The sequence below is a fragment of the Tamlana crocina genome, assembly GCF_012037625.1.
In genome coordinates this window covers 191,261-208,384 of record NZ_JAAVJS010000004.1, presented here as the reverse complement: position 1 = coordinate 208,384, position 17,124 = coordinate 191,261, and the positions used below count along the sequence as shown (strand labels likewise).

15 protein-coding genes, 1 other RNA gene and 1 pseudogene are annotated in these 17,124 nt (G+C 37.4%); 6 read left to right on the top strand and 11 right to left on the bottom strand.

What is annotated here, in order from left to right; translation table 11 throughout:
- Positions 1-154: 154 nt before the first annotated feature.
- From HC176_RS04410 to HC176_RS04375, 8 genes and pseudogenes are all read right to left on the bottom strand, one after another.
- Positions 155-1,375, bottom strand: a pseudogene (locus HC176_RS04410) (IS3 family transposase).
- Positions 1,376-1,468: 93 nt separating this feature from the next.
- Positions 1,469-3,466, bottom strand: a complete 1,998-nt coding sequence (locus tag HC176_RS04405; RefSeq protein WP_167916967.1) for a DUF349 domain-containing protein — start codon at positions 3,464-3,466, stop codon at positions 1,469-1,471.
- Between the two features lie 105 nt (positions 3,467-3,571).
- Entirely contained in the window at positions 3,572-4,312 is a 741-nt protein-coding gene (locus tag HC176_RS04400; RefSeq protein ID WP_167916966.1) for a shikimate dehydrogenase family protein, read from the bottom strand.
- Positions 4,309-5,325, bottom strand: coding sequence for a DUF368 domain-containing protein (locus HC176_RS04395; protein ID WP_167916965.1), 1,017 nt, complete (start codon positions 5,323-5,325; stop codon positions 4,309-4,311). Before HC176_RS04395 ends, HC176_RS04400 begins: the two co-directional genes overlap by 4 nt.
- Before the next feature lie 2 nt (positions 5,326-5,327).
- A complete protein-coding gene (locus HC176_RS04390) occupies positions 5,328-6,245 on the bottom strand; it encodes a polyprenyl-phosphate transporter (RefSeq protein ID WP_167916964.1) in 918 nt (305 codons plus the stop codon).
- Between the two features lie 53 nt (positions 6,246-6,298).
- Positions 6,299-7,687, bottom strand: coding sequence for a tetratricopeptide repeat protein (locus tag HC176_RS04385; protein ID WP_167916963.1), 1,389 nt, complete (start codon positions 7,685-7,687; stop codon positions 6,299-6,301).
- 135 nt (positions 7,688-7,822) lie between these two features.
- Positions 7,823-9,019 carry an aspartate aminotransferase family protein gene (locus tag HC176_RS04380; protein ID WP_167916962.1) on the bottom strand — a complete coding sequence of 399 codons (1,197 nt, stop codon included), beginning with the start codon at positions 9,017-9,019 and terminating at the stop codon, positions 7,823-7,825.
- 1 nt (position 9,020) lies between these two features.
- A complete protein-coding gene (locus tag HC176_RS04375) occupies positions 9,021-11,171 on the bottom strand; it encodes an OstA-like protein (protein WP_167916961.1) in 2,151 nt (716 codons plus the stop codon).
- Positions 11,172-11,365: 194 nt separating this feature from the next.
- Between HC176_RS04375 and HC176_RS04370 the strand changes: the two genes are divergently transcribed.
- Both HC176_RS04370 and HC176_RS04365 read left to right on the top strand, forming a co-directional pair.
- Positions 11,366-11,683, top strand: a complete 318-nt coding sequence (locus HC176_RS04370) for a rhodanese-like domain-containing protein (protein ID WP_167916960.1) — start codon at positions 11,366-11,368, stop codon at positions 11,681-11,683.
- 374 nt (positions 11,684-12,057) lie between these two features.
- Positions 12,058-12,327 (top strand): hypothetical protein, encoded by a 270-nt coding sequence (locus HC176_RS04365; RefSeq protein ID WP_167916959.1) that lies wholly within the window; start codon positions 12,058-12,060, stop codon positions 12,325-12,327.
- A gap of 79 nt (positions 12,328-12,406) precedes the next feature.
- Here HC176_RS04365 and HC176_RS04360 read toward each other — a convergent pair whose 3' ends face one another.
- Both HC176_RS04360 and ssrA read right to left on the bottom strand, forming a co-directional pair.
- Positions 12,407-12,829, bottom strand: a complete 423-nt coding sequence (locus HC176_RS04360; RefSeq protein WP_167916958.1) for a DUF3995 domain-containing protein — start codon at positions 12,827-12,829, stop codon at positions 12,407-12,409.
- A gap of 187 nt (positions 12,830-13,016) precedes the next feature.
- Positions 13,017-13,425: a transfer-messenger RNA gene (gene ssrA, locus HC176_RS04355) on the bottom strand.
- A gap of 174 nt (positions 13,426-13,599) precedes the next feature.
- Between ssrA and HC176_RS04350 the strand changes: the two genes are divergently transcribed.
- The 4 genes from HC176_RS04350 to HC176_RS04335 are packed head-to-tail and all read left to right on the top strand — an operon-like array spanning position 13,600 to position 16,446.
- A complete protein-coding gene (locus tag HC176_RS04350; RefSeq protein ID WP_167916957.1) occupies positions 13,600-14,019 on the top strand; it encodes a DUF1801 domain-containing protein in 420 nt (139 codons plus the stop codon).
- Between the two features lie 10 nt (positions 14,020-14,029).
- Positions 14,030-15,238: an NAD(P)-dependent oxidoreductase gene (locus HC176_RS04345; RefSeq protein ID WP_167916956.1), complete on the top strand. Its 1,209-nt coding sequence runs from the start codon at positions 14,030-14,032 to the stop codon at positions 15,236-15,238.
- 31 nt (positions 15,239-15,269) lie between these two features.
- On the top strand, positions 15,270-16,049 hold the full coding sequence (locus tag HC176_RS04340) for an SDR family NAD(P)-dependent oxidoreductase (protein WP_167916955.1): 780 nt from the start codon (positions 15,270-15,272) through the stop codon (positions 16,047-16,049).
- 19 nt (positions 16,050-16,068) lie between these two features.
- Positions 16,069-16,446: a DUF1801 domain-containing protein gene (locus HC176_RS04335; RefSeq protein ID WP_342448663.1), complete on the top strand. Its 378-nt coding sequence runs from the start codon at positions 16,069-16,071 to the stop codon at positions 16,444-16,446.
- Here the strand turns inward: HC176_RS04335 and HC176_RS04330 are convergent.
- A complete protein-coding gene (locus HC176_RS04330; protein WP_167916953.1) occupies positions 16,439-17,122 on the bottom strand; it encodes a class I SAM-dependent methyltransferase in 684 nt (227 codons plus the stop codon). The genes HC176_RS04335 and HC176_RS04330 overlap by 8 nt on opposite strands.
- Positions 17,123-17,124 lie beyond the last annotated feature (2 nt).

The window sequence follows — 17,124 nt, the reverse complement described above, 5'->3', positions numbered from 1 at the left end:
TAAAAAATCATCGTTCAGAAAATCTTCTTTCTTCATAAGTGTATAAAATTTAAAATTAAACAAAAAAAAATATCGAGGGTTGCAACCCTCGATATTTAAACTTTACACACTTAGTGAGATACTGCCAATAAAAAAGTGGACAATTAGATAAGAGTCATGCAGCTACTTTTTGATTAAACATTTCTGTTTTAAACACTTCTATAGATTTATACCCTAAAGAAGAGTTTATTCTTCTTCTGTTATACCAAGTTTCTATCCATTGAAATATAGATAGCTCAGCATCTGACCTAAGCCAGTAATTGTGTTTATACACCCATTCTACCTTTAAGCTTTTAAAGAAACTTTCAGCTACTGCATTATCCCAGCAGTTTCCTTTCCTGCTCATAGATTGTTTTATAAGTCCCTTATAGCTTTTTAAGATATTGGTAAATTTATAACTAGCGTATTGAGTTCCTCTATCAGAATGGAATATAAGTTCTTCAGTAATAGTATTTGATGCTACAGCCATATTGAAAGCAGGAATGATAGTGTCACTAGTACTTAATGTTTGGCTCATTGACCATCCTACAACTTTTCTATGAAACAGGTCTATAATGACAGTCAAATACATCCAGCCTTGACCAGTTTGTATACTAAGTAATGTCCGAGACCCAAACTTGATTTTCTCTATCAACTAAAAAATTTTGATCCAAGATATTAGGGGCTATAGGATAGTTGTGGTCAGCATCTGTAGTGACTATAAATTTACGTCTTCTTCTGGCAAATAATTTATTGGCCCTCATCAGTCTAGCGACTCTAGATCCGGAAATACGATAACCTCGTTTTAACAATTCAATCCTAATTCTTGGAGCTCCGTAACTCTCAAAACTATCTTGAAAAATATCATGTATTTCTAGGGATACAGCTTCGTTCTCTAACCATCGCTTGGCTGGGCCTGGTTTCAACCAATTATAATACCCGCTTTTGCTAACCCCTAATGTACTGCACATCTTCTCAACTGGAAACTTAAACTTATGGTGTTTTATGAACCTAAATTTTTCCTGTCGCTCTCGGAGATTTGATATTAAGAGGAGAAAACACTGTTTTTGGGTATTTTGCTGATCGCCTTTTTTAAGATATCACGTTCTAATTGCATATCTTTTAATTGTTTCTTCAAGTTGGCAATCTCCCGTTGTTCTTCTGTTAATTTTGGCTTACCGCGCCCTGGAAAACTGTTTTTACCATATTCACTAAATTCTCTTCGCCAACGGCTCAGTACTGAGGAAGGAATATCCAATTCTCTACATACTTGGGCTATACTGCCTCTAGCATAACTTAATTCTACAGCTTTTTTCTTAAAGTCTGTTGTGTAATTTCTTTTGTGTTTTGATATAATTCAAAGGTAAACTATGTAACTGTTATTCCCTCAACTTAATGTCCAGTCAAATATAGTAAGTCCAATTTTAATTTGAAGATAATAAACTAGGTTTTAGAAAAGCTCCTTAATTTTACTCAGTTTTTCCTCCCAAAGGGTTAGCGATTCCTTTTGGGCTTTTATATTGTCTTTAACTTCTTTTACCACAGGGTTGTCGTCTTCCACATTGGTGAAAAATTGAAGGTTGTTTTCCAATTGATTGATTTGGCTTTTTACCTCGTCAATTTTCTTTCTAATGAAGGTACGCTCGTTGTCTAAATCTCGGTTGTTATCCGAAGCATTGAGTGTTTCAATTTTGTTTTCGAACTTAATCATTTCGATATCGTTCTTCGGTATATCCAATCCGCCCAATAAATCATCAACCATTTTTTGGAACTTACTTTCGATAAAGCGCTTGTCGTTGGCTACTTTTCCGAAAGTTTGCCATTGGGCAATCTGTTCTTTTATCAGCTCTAGACTTTTTTCTTTGTCTTTAGGTAGCTTAAGATCTTTAAGTGAATTTAAGAAATCGTTCTTTTTATTGAATGCTTCAAATTGTTCTTTGCTGGCTGCATTTCGTTTGGCGTGAATGCGGTCAAAATAATGGTTACAGGCCGCTTTGAAACGTTTCCAAATTTTATCGCTGTCCTTTCTGGGCACATGCCCGATTTTTTTCCAATCACTCTGAATTTTTTTCATCAAAGGCGTAACGGTTTCGAAATCTTCGCTATCCTTATTGTCTTCCGCAACTTTGATTAAATCGAGCTTAAGCTGTAAGTTTTTGTACTGTTCTTTCTTTAAGCTTTTATAAAAGGCGTTCTTATTTCTGTTAAAAGTCCTAACGGCATCTTTAAATTTTGCCCAAGTGTCTTCGTTCACTTTAATGGGTACTTTACCGGCATTGAAAAACGCTTCGCGCAAGGCTTCAATAGTTTTTATTTTCTTTTGCCATGCGCCGTGTGTATTGCCATCTTGAGCTGTTACGGCATCAATTTTGGCAATAATATCCAGCTTTTTTTCAAGGTTTTTTTCGTGGACCTTATCGATTTCCTTGTAATAAAGTTGACGTTTATCGTTGATGATTTTTGTGGCCGCTTTAAAACGGTTCCAAATCTCTTCGCGGTGCTCTCGTGCTACTGGCCCTAATTCCTCTTTCCACATTTTATGGAGTTCCTGCAACTCCCTAAACGCCCGCATCACATTGTCGTCTTTGTCCAATTCTTCAGCGCGTTCGATAATTAAAAGTTTCTTTTCAAGATTGTGCTTAAAGTCCAAATCACGCAAATCACGGTTTAAATGTAAAAAGTCGTAAAACATTTCTACATGGTGGTGGTAGCTGTTCCAAGCATTGTTATATTTATCACGTGGAATAGGCCCCGTATTTCTCCAACGTTCCTGAAGCTCTTTAAAGTGTTTGTAAGTGGAATTAATGTTTTCTTCAACATCAATAAGCCCTTTTAATTCTTCAATAATTTCAAGCTTATCGTTAAGATTTTGTTTTAGGTTTTTTTCTAAATTTTGATAGTGCTCGTTTAACTTTTTTCGGTAATCACGGTACGCTGTTTTGTATCGTTTTTGAACGGGCGATGAGTAATAAAAGTCTATTTCATTGCCACCATCATTAATGAAATCTTCTTTCTTCTCATCAACCAGTGCCTGAAATTTGGTTTTAAATTCGGCATTGATTTGGCTCACGTGATTTCTAATAGCCTGAACCTTTTCATTTTTAAGCAGTTTTTCCAACTCGATGGCCAGGGCTTCCAACGACATGGTATCGTAGGCTTTCACCTCAATGGTATGCCGGTCTTTGTTGCCTTCGTCTTCGGCATCTTCAGCGTTCGATTCCTCAATTTCATTCAAAACCTCGTCGTCCTCATTTGAAGCAGATTCATTTGAAACATTCGCAGTTTCAGCAGTATTTTCTTCAGAAACGGCAGAGGCTTCCTTAGCAGATTCTTGATCGGCATTCGAGTTTTCGCTGTTGGCCTTGTTGTGGTCTAATCCAGATGGGTTTTCGTTAGGATTAGTGTTTTCAACACCGTCGGCATCCTGTGGTTTATTAATATCAGACATTTTTAAAAATGTTAAGGTTCGCTTTGTTTATAAGAACCTTAAAGATACTAACAAGTAAAGTATTTACAAAGTTGTTGAAAAAGATTTAATGGAATTATACTGATTTTATTCGAGGTTCCAGATTTTCCAGGCTTTTTCGGCTTGTAACTCTAGCATTTTCAGTCCGTTAATAGTTGTTGCTTGGTTTTCTTTCCCTTTTTTAAGGAATGAAGTTTCTTCCGGGTTATAGATTAAATCGTATAAAATATGATGTTTGGAAATACCGTTATAAGGAATGTTGGGACAGTCCTCAATATTTGGAAATGTGCCCACTGGCGAGCAGTTGATGATGATTTGGTGGTTTTTTATATCGTTTTCGGTTAGCGTATCGTAACTGAAGCTTACGTTTTCGGAAAGCTTTCGCGAAACATAATGATACGAAATGCCCAACTCCTTCAAGCTGTAAGCAACGGCCTTGCTGGCACCGCCCGTACCTAAAATTAATGCGCTTTTGTGCTGCGGTTTCAGTAGTGGTTTCAGTGAGTTTTTAAAACCGTAGCAATCCGTGTTATAGCCGACAAGTTTTCCTTTTTTTGTGATTTTTATGGTGTTTACCGCTCCGATTTCTTTGGCTTTTTTATTGATTTTATCCAAAAAAGGCATTACTTCTTGTTTGTACGGAATGGTAACATTAAGGCCTTTTAAGCCTTTGGTATTCTTAATGATTGAAGGAAAACGGTCAATGTTTTCAATGTCGAAATTATCATAAGTGGTGTTTTCAATGCCTTCGTTTTCAAATTTTTTTTTGAAATATGATCTTGAAAATGAATATGAAATGTTTCTGCCTAAAAGTCCTAGTTTGTTCATTTTATCTTTCTTGTTTTTTGTCCGTACCATTCCAAAGCCAAAACAATGGCCACGCCCAAAAGGATGAAACCAATGGCATAATAAGTTTCGGTTTGGGCTTCGGGGATATAACGTTGGTAGTTTTGTGTTACTTTTTGTCCGGCGGAATCGAGTATAAAACTGCCATCGGTGGCCGTTTTATAAATGGTTTTTTTCCATGGCCATACCACACCCAGCGAGCCTATAATAAAACCAATAATAGAAGCCAATGTAATGCTTTTGTAGTGCTTTAGTATATAACTGAGCACATGTGAAAAGGTGACCAAACCCGTAACCGAACCTAAGGTAAAAACGGCGAGAACGGTGAGCATCCTGATGCGTTCGGTGTTTTCGGTAAAACTGAAATCGCCTTTAAAAATATCGGAAAAGGTATCGTACAAAGCGTTTACCGAATCGACCAAAAGCAGTACATAATTTCCTATAAGAATGAGGATGAAAGATCCTGAAAAGCCAGGAAGTGTCATGCCCGAAACGCTAATGATTCCGCAGAAAAAAACAAACCATAAATTGTCGTTTTCCTTGGCGGGATTCAAAAAACTGATGCCGGCACCCAAAATAATGCCAATAGCCATGGCGGTGTAGGTTCTGTAATTCCAGTCCTTAAAGTCTTTGTTGATGTAATAAATGGAACCGATAATCATTCCGAAGAAAACACTCCAAACGTAGAGTTCGTAATGTTCAATCAAATAGTCCAATAATTTCGAAACACTAAAATAACTAATCACCATTCCTAAGAAAAGGAGCCCCAAAAAGCGTCCATTAATGTATCTGTAAAAACTTTTGAAACGCCCGTTGATGAGTAGCCTAAACGCTTTGCCGTTTACTTTTTTCAAGGAGTAAATAAACTCTTCGTAAAAGCCAGCGACAAAAGCGACGACGCCACCAGAAACACCGGGCACTTTATTAGCCGTCCCCATGCCCAATCCTTTCAGGACTAAAAACAATCTGTCGCTAAATGTTCTGGTGCTTTGCATGTTTATTTTTTAGAGCCTAGCCGTTCAAGAATAAAAATAGTTAAAAAGCCTAAAATCATTAAAAATATAGCAAAAACGAGTTGATTATTGCCTTCAAAAGCCAACGGGGAGATGCTTTCTTGGATCAATGGTGTTTTTACACCTTTAGAATTGGTATGCCATGTTAACGTATTTTTCCAAGGCCACACCCGGTTTAATGATCCAAAAATAAACCCTGTTAATACCGCTAAAGTAGCGTTATGGTAATTTTTAAAGAGCCATTTTAAAACATGACTAAAGCTAAGTAGGCCGATAACAGCACCAGAGATAAAAATGAGTAGTTTTTTAATATCAACGTCATGTATGGCGTTGCTCAAAGTTTTGTAAGCACCTAGAATAATTAAAATGAAAGAACCCGAAATGCCCGGCAAAATCATGGCGCAGATGGCAATAGCACCGGCTAAAAATAAAAACCACATGTTTTCGTTTGTGGCCAAGGTTGGTAATTTGCTAATATAAAATGCCACGGCGGCGCCAATTACAAAACTGAAAATGCTACCGATATTCCATTTAGTAACTTGTTTGCCCACAAAATAAATACTGGCGATGATGAGCCCAAAAAAGAACGACCAAATTAAAATGGGATGATATTCCAAAAGATATTTTGCCAAGCGCATAAACGATACAAAACTGATGACGATTCCCGAAAGAAGAGCTACCAAAAAGTTACCATTTAATTGCTGCCAAAAAGGCTTAATCCCTTCTTTAAACAGGGTTTTAAATAGAGAGGCATTGACATTGCTTATGGTGTCTATCAACTCTTCGTAAATGCCTGAAATAAATGCGATGGTGCCACCTGAAACCCCAGGAACGGCATCGGCGGCTCCCATGGCCAGCCCTTTTAATGAAATAACAAGATAGTCAATTAATCGTCTTTGCATACTCGGTTTTTTAAGCAAAAACCAAAGGTATGTATTTTACTTTAAAAGGTGGATTAAAGATTGGCTTTAAGCAATTTTTTTACAGCTATTTTATTGATAACGTCTGGAAAAAGTTCGTCGAGAATAAAACTAAAATCTTCATTGAGCTTTAACGCGTTTTTCAAATAAAATAAGCCTTTGTTGTTTTGGTTTAGGGAAAAATGGGCTCCAGCTAGGCGATATTCTATTTCGGCATTCTCTGGATAAAAATCCTGGGCTTGTTCCAAATTAAAAATGGCACCTTCCAATTCACCTAATTTAACCAATAAGTCGGCACGAGATAACCACGTATTCAATTCGTAGTTGCCCAATTCGAGGGTTTTTTTGAAACCACGTTCGGCTTCCTCGAATAAATTCAATCGCTGGTTTATTTGTGAGTAGAGTTTCCAATACTGCACATTTTCAGAATCGATATTAATGGCTTTATTTATGTAGTATAGTGCTTTCTGAAAATTGTGTCTTTTCTTGTAGTATTTGGTGATGGCAATCCAACCTTTATCTAAAAGCGGGTCTTCGTGAACCGTTCTGTCGAAGTACTGCAAAGCCAATTCATTGTTTTTCAATCTTTCGTGACAATGGCCAATACGGAGTAAGGCGAACGAGGTGGGGTCGTCCAATTTTAAGGTAACGGAATAGTTTTCAATGGCTTCTTCGTAGCGTTTCAATTTTTCCAAAACTTTGCCGCGCTCCAAATAAGCTCCAACAAAAGTGTCGTCTGAAATAATTGCAAAATCGAAGGCAGCGAGTGCTTTATCATAGTCCTCAAGCATAAGGTATTGCTTGCCCAGTTGGAGCCAAGCTACTTCGCAATACGGGTTTTTATCTAAAAACAAGTTTAAGTATGAAATGGCGTCTTCGTATTGATTCAGAAACTCGAAGCAATAAATAATGTTATAAAGCGCCGAATAGTCATCGATATCGGCCTCAAGACATTTCATAAAATATTTCTTGGCGTTCTCGTACTCATCAAGAAACAGGTATTCCATGCCGATTAAAGAATAGAGGTCTACAGTATCATCAGTGAGCGTTAAGGCTTTTTTCAAGACCTCGATAGCTTTTTCGTGATTATCTTGTTTTGAAAAAATATTGGCTTTTTGGATGTAGATTTCCTCGTTTGTAGAGTCGATGTTATAAAGTTCGTTCAGTAAGGCATCCGCTTCCTCTATTTTATCCTCAAAAACATAAACCTCCACTTTAAATAGCCTTAAGTTAACGGAAGTAGGGTGTTGCCCCAATCCTAACTTAATGGCCTTTTTGGCTAAAGCGATTTTTCCTTGGTTAAGGTAATGGTGAATAATGTTTTCAAACTCTTCCGAATCAAAAAATAAAACATGATTTGTTTTCAACATTGATTCAAACTTGGTAAGCGGCAAATTGTTGTTGTCGTTATGACTAAACTCCATACGCACATTTGTGAGGTTCTACTTGAATAAATTTAAGGCTCTATTTGTTCTTTTTTGATGATTTGGTCAAATGTTTTTAACAAAATAATCAACACTTAATTGGTTTTTGATGTTTGTTTGTTGATTTTCAGTGTTTTATTGTTTTGTTTGTTGCTCCTGTATTTTAGTCAGAATTTCCAAAATGACCTTACATCCATGTTTTATTTCTTCATTTGAGATGGTTAGTGGTGGCGTAATTCTTACTGCTTTTGTTTCGAAAAGGAGCCAAAAAAGAATTAATCCGGCATCTTGGCAGTCTAAAATGAGTTGGTTTGTAATTTCTGATGAAGGAAGGATGAGGGCGAGCATTAAGCCTTTTCCCCTTATTTCTTTGATTAATGGATGAACCAAAAGCGACCTGAATAGTTGTTCTTTTTCAAGAACTAGCTGCATTAAGTTACTTTCGGTAACTTCTTTTAATGTCGCCAAAGCTGAAGCAGCAATAACCGGGTGACCTCCAAATGTAGTAATATGGCCCAATTTTGGGTTGTCTCGCAGTAAATCCATTAATTCTTTGGAGGCTGTAAAAGCGCCAATGGGCATGCCGCCGCCCAAAGCTTTTCCGGTAACTAAAATATCGGGTTGGCAGTTGTAGTTTTCAAAACCGAAGAGTTTTCCAGTGCGGCCAATGCCAGGTTGAATTTCGTCTAAAATAAAAAGCGCACCGACTTTGTGGCATTGCTCCTGTACTTTTTTAAGATAATTGTTTTCAGGTTCAATAAAACCAGCGCCACCTTGAATGGTTTCCAAAATAACACATGCGGTTTTGGTGGTTATTTGATTAAGGTCTTCCTCATCATTGAACTGGATGAATTTTACATCGGGCAATAATGGTCGGAAGGCTTGTTTACGATCTTCGTAGCCCATAATACTCATCGAGCCCATGGTGTTTCCATGGTAAGCATTTTTGGCCGCGATTATTTCGGTTCGCCCCGTAGCTCGTTTGGCTAGTTTTAAGGCGCCCTCGATAGCCTCAGTGCCCGAATTGGTCAAATAGGTTTTTTCTAAAGGTTCGGGCAAATTTTTGTACAAAAGTTTGGTGAGTTCAACTGCTGGTTTTTGGATGTATTCTCCATAAACCATTACATGCATGTATTGGTCCAATTGCTTTTTTATGGCATCAATCACTTTGGGGTGGTTGTGCCCCAAGGGCGTAGCTGAAACTCCTGCAACAAAATCTAAATACGCTTTATTGTTGGTATCGTAAATAAATGAACCTTTGGCATGCGAGATTTCCATGGCCAAGGGATGGGGCGAGGTTTGTGCTTGGTATTTTAGGAATTCTTGTTGCATCTTAATCAATCAATTTTATCAATGCAGGAGACCAAAGTAAAAAATCATCGTTTTCGTCTATACCTATTAGTACAGCTCTTAGGTTATTGTTGTCTTGGTCTTTTTGGGAGGTTACGGTATGTTTTTTCCAGTATTTAGTCAGAGTGACTTCCGAGCTCACATAGTTGGAGTAATCTCCACCTGCTTCTTGAAGTTTTAAGGATATTTTACCTTGCCCTTTTAACCAAACTGAAAATTCAAAAGTTCCAGTTGCCTCTTTTATGGTTTGAATGATACACCGATAGCTATATGTTTTGTCCGTTTTGGTTTTAAGCTTTTGTGATATTTTATCTCCGTTGGGAGCAATTTCGTTCACATTAAGAACTCTGAGACCTATTTTATCCCAAATATTTGACTCATAATTATTAGGGAATTTTAACAAATTATTTTCTTTACTGGCTATAATACTTGAACTGATAAGTGTTGGGGAGATTTGGCCCGCCTGCTCAATCCGTTCCATCATAGCTTCGTTGAAAAAGGCATCTTGGGGAACGTAGTCGTCTAATCCTTTTATACTGGGGAGATTATAAGGTTCGTCGTCTTTAAATAAATCCTCAACACTTTTTGGGCGTTCTTCTTCCCGCCAGTCGAAGCCTTTTAGAAATTTTTCCTTTTCGGGATATTTTGATTCTGGATATAAATTCCCGTCCACTTGGTTTAGTCTGGTGTATTCTTCAATATCTCCGTTTGAAAAAAGCATCGAAATACTGCCCGATTTAGCTTTGTCGATACCAATAAGTTCTTGTTTGTCATTACGGGCATAGAAAATAGATTGTGCATTTTTGGTAATATCAACTTGACGCAATTGGTTTTCATCATTAAAAAGACCGACCAAACTTAAACCATTAATTTGGTTGTACCCCGTTTTGCTAATGGTATCCTGACTGATGATAAACGCGTTGTTAAAAACCAACAACGAATCAATTTTTTCGGTTTCGTTATTCGAAATTAAATGGATGGTATCGCCTGTCATTTGGTTTTCCATGTTCCATAAAACAGGTTTTCGTTTCACTGAAAATTTGTCACCGGTTGTAAATTTGCCTATGTTAATCAATTTCGTGAGGCCCGTTTTTTGGTTGGAGTAAATGGAGTCGGCCTTTCCGCTCATATCCGATTTATACATTTTTGCACCGTAGTACGCATTGATAATTCGGTTTTCTGGTTTTCCGGTCACCATGATTTTATCGGCGTGTATGTAAACCGAATCGTTTTCCTGAACCGTAATGGCCAATGCACGTTTGGTAATAAAAACTGAATCTTTTTCTTTAAAAACTTCGGCGTAATGACCTTTTATAATACTGTTGTTTATGGTGTCGGTGACTTTTATATTATTACTGGCCGAAGCAAAACTTTTGGCATCATCAAAATATAGGCTGTCACCTTCAATAATGCGGTTGTCATAATTAATTTTAGCATTTTTTAGAGCGTAACCCACATTGTTTTCGGTATCGTAAAATCCCTTTTCGCAGTAGGTTTTGCTCGTTTCGGTGGTGATGGTGGATGGGCCGAATAAATAAGCATGCCCTGTATCGGAATAAAAATCGAAATAATTGGAGTTTATGGTCGATTCATCATTTACCAAAACCACATCTTCAACGAATTGATATTTTTTTTGAGCCATGTAATAGCGCCCAATTTTACTGGTAATCGTCCCAGAGGAATCTTTTACCACAGTGCCACCACTTTTATAAAAAGCCTGTTCGTTCAGTTTATCAAAATAAAGTGTATCGGTAGTTATAGTTGAATTTGGGTCGGTTAAAACCACATCGCCATGGGCAAAGGCCAGTTCGGTAATGCCGCTGTACTCTACATACTTAGAGGCCATGTTGATGGTGTCGCCTTGCTTGATAGTCACGTTTCCGTAGGCTTCAATAAAATTTTCTTTACTATAATGGATGGCCTTATCGCACCACATGTTTGCACCATTGTGTTCAACGTGTACCTGTTGGGCATCGTCGCGGGTTAATATTTTTGCGCCCGGATAACGCTCTTCGTCAATGGTCAGTTTTCCGGCATATTCAATTTGGATTTTCTTTTTGGTTTGTCCGTAAAAAAGATTCGTTGTAACTAATCCCAATAAAAGCGTGAAAAGTAAAACCTGTAGTTTATTCAAAATCAAATAAATTTTGTCGCAAAAATAATGATTAAAAAGTTGTTTTATGATAGAACAACAAAAAACGCTCCAAATTTTTCTGTCAATAAATTATTGGTAGCCCACTGTTGTTGGTGGTTGTAATTGGCGGTGATTTTTTTCGTCTATTACGGTAGAAGTGCTAATTTTGTAAAGAACAATTTTAATTAGAATACATGGAAGATTTAACACAAGAAGAGTGGGCAGAGCAATTGGCAAACGATGACAATGCAGTGGTTTTAGATGTAAGAACCGATGATGAAGTTGCAGAAGGCATTATTCCTAACGCCATTCATATTGATATTTATAAGGGCCAGGAGTTTATTGATGAAATAGAAGAACTGGACAAAAGTAAAAACTACTACGTATACTGTCGTTCGGGCAACCGAAGTGGTAAGGCCTGCCAAATAATGGAGCAACTGGGCTTTGAAAACGCCTATAACCTTGAAGGCGGCATGCTGGAATGGACCGGCGATGTTGTTGACAAAGAATAACTTTTTTATGTAGGCTGTCTAAAAAAATGTCATTTACATCTTTGTTGAGCAATTTTAAATCAAGTTGCTGATTGTAAAATGACTTCCAAAACTTTTTTAGACGGTCTCTTTTTTTATACTTCACCGTACCTTTTCTTAGGTTTAAATTTTAGGGCGCATATACTTCCGCCAAATCAAAATAATGTCAATTACTCTCCTAAAAGACAGTTAGTTTTACATTCAACTACTTTTTAAGTCGTTCACCTTTTTTATTTTTCGGAGGATTATCGATTTCTTAATTTTATATATCCTTTACTAATTAATAGCAGAATACTTAAATGATTTTTGAAATATTTTCAGTCATCAGCCTTTTTAGGTTAATAATTTTAAAAAACATGGAAAACGGATATGTAATTTTAGGAATAATAGCCCTTTTATTTTTAAGCATGTACGGGTATTCATATTTGTCGGTTTATCGCGAGAAAATCAAGCAGAACCGTGAAAAAAAGAATGAACTCGAAAAACAGGAACTTAGGCGTCAAAGGCGTTTGGCCTACCAAGCTATGATTGACGAAAAAGTTGAAAAATTCAATAAACGGAAAGAAGAAATTCAAAAGGAATTAATGTTGCTTGAAAAAATCAAGAACAAGCAACGAGTTAGTTAGTCCACTTAATTTTCTTTCATCAAAAAACCCGTATACATGTTAGTTTATACGGGTTTTTTATTTTGGCCAGCCAACTTTTTTAAAACAGCCGGAGTTGAATAGCTATTCCCATCACACCCATTACCAAACAAAGTGGGGAGTATAATTTGGTGTCTAGTTTTGCAAAATCTGTTTTATTCACGCTTTTGAAAAAGCCAACATATTTAAACTCGCCAATGGCTCTCAAAATAAATATTATTGGTATTACCCATCCGCCATATTCCAGAAGCCAATTCGGCAGAATGTTTTCGGTCATCCCAGATTTAAAAATGTAAAAAACACCAAACAGAGTCAATCCAGTTCCAACTATTGCGCTATCCATTTTTTTAGGGTTTAAAACTCTTTCGCCACTTTCCTTTGTAGGTAGCGATTCCGCAAAACCGAATGTGCCTCCAACTACCCAATTAAAATGAATCGCTCCAAGTGTGATAAATATTGTGCTTAATGAAATTGATAAAATCATAAATTTTCAGTTCATATTTTTCAAACGGACAATTATTTTCAGTTAAATACTGAAAATAATTGTAATGATAAATATAATAATAAATCGTAGTAGTAAATAGATCTTTTGGAAAATGACGGGGATTATTACTTTTAATAGAAGCGTTAAAAAACAAACCCCTTGAATTGCCTGTGAATTCAAGGGGTTTCTGTGGAGTCGGAGGGATTCGAACCCTCGTCCAAACAAGTAACCAAAGGGCTTTCTACACGTTTAGTCTAAACTTGATTTTTCGATTGCAAGCTGGCAAAAGACCACCTACTTACAACTTAGCTTTTTAATCTCGAAATGGCATCAAAGCGCTGCCAAATCTTGGTCAATTTTTACGATGCCTCTAATCCCGATAGTTATCGGGAGAACGCCACTAACCAAGGCTTTCTGGAGACATTTAGCTTGTACACCTTGTGTACCTAGGCCAATCTTACTATAATTCAGATTATGCAGCTAAAGCGTAGTTATTCTCGCCGTTTAAAATTTGGTCTAGCCTTTTACGTGTTTCAAAACCATTACACGACGTGCTTACCATTTAATTAATCTCGCTGTCAAAACCAGTCGACCCCAATTAAAATAGTAATGGCGTTACCCTATCGGGTCAGGCTTTTCACTAAATCTTTTGCCAAAAGCAAAAGGATATCGTTTCAATCCTTAACGCGGGCAGCAAAGGTATCAAAAAGTTTGTAAATCATTTTAAATCCCGTTAAATTAGAGCAAATATTATTCCAGTTTCCAATTACATGCAAATTGTCAGTAACCCAAAAGTAGAAAGCGTTTTTAAAGACTACCCGAAATCGGTAAGTCAACAAATGTATTATTTACGGGAATTGGTGATAAAAACCGCCTCAGAAATTCAAGGCCTTGAAAAACTCGAAGAAACCCTAAAATGGGGCGAGCCCAGTTACGTTACCAAACACGGCAGTACTTTGCGTATGGACTGGAAAGCGAAAAAACCCAACCAATACGCCATGTATTTTCAGTGCACGTCGAGGTTGGTACCAACATTCAAAACCATTTATAAAAGCACATTTACCTTTGAAGGCCACAGGGGTATTGTGTTCAAACTGGACGAAAAAGTTCCCGAAAACGAACTGAAGCACTGTATAGCCTTGGCATTGACTTACCATAAATTAAAGCATTTACCTCTTTTAGGAGCCTAAAAACCACAATATGAAATTTGCTATTATAAAAGAACGTAAAAATCCGCCCGACCGTCGCGTGGTATTTTCGCCTACAAGATTAAAAGAAGCCAAAGCCAAATTCCCAAAAGCCGAATTTAAGGTGGAAGCTTCAGATATTCGCGTGTTTATTGACGATGAATATCGCGAAGCAGGTTTTGAGGTTACCCAAAACGTATCAGACTGCGACGTTATGATTGGGGTAAAAGAAGTGCCCGTTGAGGCACTTATTCCCAATAAAAAATATTTTTTCTTTTCGCACACCATAAAAAAGCAACCTTACAACCGAAAGTTGCTAAAGGCTATTTTAGATAAAAACATCGAGCTTTACGACCACGAAACTATTGTCAACAAAGAAGGATTTCGGTTAATTGGTTTCGGATATTACGCTGGTGTTGTTGGAACCTATAATGGATTTCGGGCTTGGGGCTTAAAGTACAATTCATGGGAATTGCCCAAAGCGGGTAAGTTGCCTAATCAAGCAGCACTTATTTCTAAATTGAAAGAGCTCGATGTGCCGAATATAAAAATACTGCTAACGGGTAGCGGAAAAGTATCGAATGGCGCACAGGAAATATTAGATGCCATGGGCATAAAGCCAGTTACTGTTGATGAATTTATAGAAGAACACTTTGCAGAACCCGTGTACTGCAAAATTGATGTGTTGGATTATAACAAACGTTTGGATGGGACTAACGCAACCGATGTTTTCGACTTTTTTAACCATCCAGAACGTTACGAATCTAACTTTATGCGATTCGCCAAAGTAGCCGATTTTTATATTGCTGGACATTTTTATGGCGACGGTGCACCATATTTGTATACCCGAGAAGATGTGAAATCGGTCGATTTCAATATTAAAGTGGTGGCCGATATCAGTTGCGATGTAGATGGACCTGTGGCAACAACGCTTCGGGCTTCAACCATCGAAAACCCGATTTATGGTTACGACCCACAAACCGAAAGTGAAGTGGATTACCAAAACGATAATGCCATAACCGTAATGGCTGTAGATAATTTACCCTGCGAACTGCCAAGTGATGCCAGCGAAGGGTTTGGCGATATGTTTTTACAGCACGTTATCCCGGCCTTTTTCAATGGAGATAAAAATGGTTTTTTGCAACGTGCCAAAATCACCGAAAACGGAAAACTCACAAAACGTTTTTCGTATTTGCAAGATTATGTAGATGAAAAGGAATAACTTTGCGGCCATAATCCACTTAATTTAGTTTATGACGAAAACAGCTTTGGTAACAGGAGCCGCTTCTGGTTTGGGGTACGAGCTAACTTTGCTTTTGGCAAACGATGGTTATAAGTTGTTTTTGGTTGATATTGATTCCGACCGATTGGCCGATGTTAAAACCGAAATACAAGACACCCATAATGTAGAAGTGGATACTTTGGTTAAAGATTTGAGTTTGCAAAACGTGGCACAAGAAATTATGGATGAAATTGGTAACGTATCCATTGATGTCTTGATAAATAATGCGGGTTTTGGCCTCTTCGGCTCATTTGTGGATACCGATTGGGAACGCGAGTCTAAAATGTTGCATCTTCATATTTTAACCAGTACGCATTTAACCAAATTGGTACTAGAAGGTATGGTAAAGCGGGGTTCGGGGAAAATATTGAATATGTCTTCTCTGGCGGCCTTTCAACCCGGACCATTAATGTCAATCTATTACGCTTCAAAAGGCTATATGTTATCTTTTTCTGAAGCCATTGCTAACGAGCTCAAGGGTACAGGTGTAACGGTTACAGCGTTGTGCCCGGGGCCAACAAAAACCGATTTTCAAAAAACGGTTTCAGAGGCAGCTTCCGATAATAAAATTACATTTAATATGGCATCGGCCAAAGAGGTGGCTTTGTATGGTTATCAGGCCATGCTTAAGGGGAAAGTGTATGCCATCCCTGGAAGGTTCAATAAATTTTTGGCGGTTATTCCGAGGTTGGTTACCCGAAAGGCTGCAACCGCCATTGTTCGGAAAATCCAGGAAAAAAATAGGGATTAAAATAATTTACTTATTGATCGTGAAACCCGTTGACCACTATTTTCTTAGTCAAAAAGAACCGTACCAATCCATAATGCTTTATGTGCGGAGCGTGATTTTGAATACGTTGCCTGAAGTAGTGGAGCGGTACAGTTATAAAATTCCGTTTTATAACATCGATAAGAAACCTTTGCTGTATTTGAATATCTTAAAAGGAACGGATTATGTTGATGTGGCCTTTGTACAGGGCGTGTTGTTGGAAAATGATTTCCCTATTTTGAAATATAACCACAACCGCAAACAAGTACGCTCCATTCCATTGAAAACCCTTGAAGATTTGGACCAAGAACAATTTGTTGAATTATTAATTGCAGCGGCCCATCAAGTAAAACAAAGCAAAAGACCTTGGTTTATTTAGTTAGTGCTACAATGGTATATTCCCTATTAACCATTTCACCTGTTTTGCTTAACGCTGGCTCTACTTGGCTTTTTATGCTAACCGTTTTAAATTGGGTTTGCTCAATTAATTTTTTGAGTTTTGGTGTATTGTAAAGGTTGAATATTTGCTCGGAGACAAAAGGAAGTCTCTCCATAAAGTCTTTGTCTACAAAAGTTAAAACGAACAAACCTTCAGGCTTCAATAGCCTGAACATTTCATTAAGGAATTCTAGAGGTTTTTCCCAAAAATAGATGGTATTTACTGTGAGAATTCTATCAAAAAATTTTGGAACGTAATCAATATTTTTACCATCGTATAACTGAAACAAAGCCCATTTTTTTTTAATTAACCTGGTATTGTTCTGTTCGGCTTGTTGTTTCATGGTGCTCGATATTTCCATTCCAAAATAACGGAGGTCTATAGCTTGCTTCATTAAGTGAGGTACATGTGCTGCATTACCGTGACCTAGTTCCAGAACTCTATTTTTTTCTTCTAAATTTAGAGCTTTTATACTCTGTAATACCATGTTTTGGTTAGACTGGTTCATTATTTTTCCAATAGCTATGCCTTCATCTCCGTTGGGGCAACTTAGTTGGCTAGCCAAGTTTTTTATATCTGTATAGGGGGCTTTTAAATCTTCAACTAGGTGTGTCATGT

What these genes read in the sequence shown, in the direction of transcription:
- HC176_RS04390 (WP_167916964.1), bottom strand. Translation starts at nt 6,245, where the DNA reads ATGCAAAGACGATTAATTGACTATCTTGTTATTTCATTAAAAGGGCTG.
- HC176_RS04365 (WP_167916959.1), top strand. Translation starts at nt 12,058, where the DNA reads ATGGAAAACGGATATGTAATTTTAGGAATAATAGCCCTTTTATTTTTA.
- HC176_RS04360 (WP_167916958.1), bottom strand. Translation starts at nt 12,829, where the DNA reads ATGATTTTATCAATTTCATTAAGCACAATATTTATCACACTTGGAGCG.
- HC176_RS04330 (WP_167916953.1), bottom strand. Translation starts at nt 17,122, where the DNA reads ATGACACACCTAGTTGAAGATTTAAAAGCCCCCTATACAGATATAAAA.
- HC176_RS04370 (WP_167916960.1), top strand. Translation starts at nt 11,366, where the DNA reads ATGGAAGATTTAACACAAGAAGAGTGGGCAGAGCAATTGGCAAACGAT.
- HC176_RS04385 (WP_167916963.1), bottom strand. Translation starts at nt 7,687, where the DNA reads ATGGAGTTTAGTCATAACGACAACAACAATTTGCCGCTTACCAAGTTT.
- HC176_RS04395 (WP_167916965.1), bottom strand. Translation starts at nt 5,325, where the DNA reads ATGCAAAGCACCAGAACATTTAGCGACAGATTGTTTTTAGTCCTGAAA.
- HC176_RS04405 (WP_167916967.1), bottom strand. Translation starts at nt 3,466, where the DNA reads ATGTCTGATATTAATAAACCACAGGATGCCGACGGTGTTGAAAACACT.
- HC176_RS04340 (WP_167916955.1), top strand. Translation starts at nt 15,270, where the DNA reads ATGACGAAAACAGCTTTGGTAACAGGAGCCGCTTCTGGTTTGGGGTAC.
- HC176_RS04350 (WP_167916957.1), top strand. Translation starts at nt 13,600, where the DNA reads ATGCAAATTGTCAGTAACCCAAAAGTAGAAAGCGTTTTTAAAGACTAC.
- HC176_RS04380 (WP_167916962.1), bottom strand. Translation starts at nt 9,019, where the DNA reads ATGCAACAAGAATTCCTAAAATACCAAGCACAAACCTCGCCCCATCCC.
- HC176_RS04345 (WP_167916956.1), top strand. Translation starts at nt 14,030, where the DNA reads ATGAAATTTGCTATTATAAAAGAACGTAAAAATCCGCCCGACCGTCGC.
- HC176_RS04400 (WP_167916966.1), bottom strand. Translation starts at nt 4,312, where the DNA reads ATGAACAAACTAGGACTTTTAGGCAGAAACATTTCATATTCATTTTCA.